The following is a 779-nucleotide window of genomic DNA, read 5'->3' on the forward strand; positions in this document are numbered from 1 at the left end:
ACGACATTCAGACCGCTGAAGATATCCAGGATGCCTTGAAAGATCTTCTTGGCGGGACCATTAAAGAAATGATGGAAGCAGAAATGGATGATCATCTTGGCTATGAAAAATCTGAACGTTCTGACAATGACGATTATCGGAATGGCTATAAGCGCAAACGGGTAAACAGTAGTTACGGCTCTATGGAAATCGAAGTCCCGCAGGACCGCAAATCAACCTTCCAGCCGCAGGTGGTCAAAAAACGTCAGAAAGATATCTCGGATATTGACCAGAAGATCATATCCATGTATGCAAAGGGAATGACAACCCGGCAGATTTCAGAGACCATAGAGGATATTTACGGTTTTGAAACATCTGAGGGTTTTATCTCAGATGTGACGGATAAGATCTTGCCGCAAATAGAGGATTGGCAAAACCGGCCTTTGGATGAAATATATCCGATCCTTTTTATTGATGCAATCCACTATTCTGTGCGGGATAACGGCATCATCCGAAAACTGGCTGCATATGTGATTTTGGGTATCAATACAGATGGCAAGAAAGAAGTCCTCACCATTCAGGTTGGTGATAATGAGAGTTCCAAATACTGGCTGTCTGTCCTGAATGAATTAAAAAACCGCGGTGTAAAAGACATCCTGATCCTTTGTGCAGATGGTCTGACTGGGATCAAGGAAGCTATTGCAGCTGCCTTTCCGAAAACAGAGTATCAGCGCTGTATCGTACATCAGGTACGGAATACGCTGAAATATGTTCCGGATAAAGACAGGAAAGCCTTTGCA

General features: G+C 43.5%; 1 protein-coding gene. It reads left to right on the forward strand.

Features of this window, described 5'->3' with window-relative positions; genetic code table 11:
• Window positions 1-779, forward strand: a 779-nt coding sequence (locus H6A20_RS13060) for an IS256 family transposase (RefSeq protein ID WP_207750420.1), incomplete at both ends; no start/stop codon positions are given.

Origin of the sequence: Mordavella massiliensis, from assembly GCF_016901695.1 — a bacterium.
GTDB classification, from domain to species: domain Bacteria; phylum Bacillota; class Clostridia; order Lachnospirales; family Lachnospiraceae; genus Claveliimonas; species Claveliimonas massiliensis_A.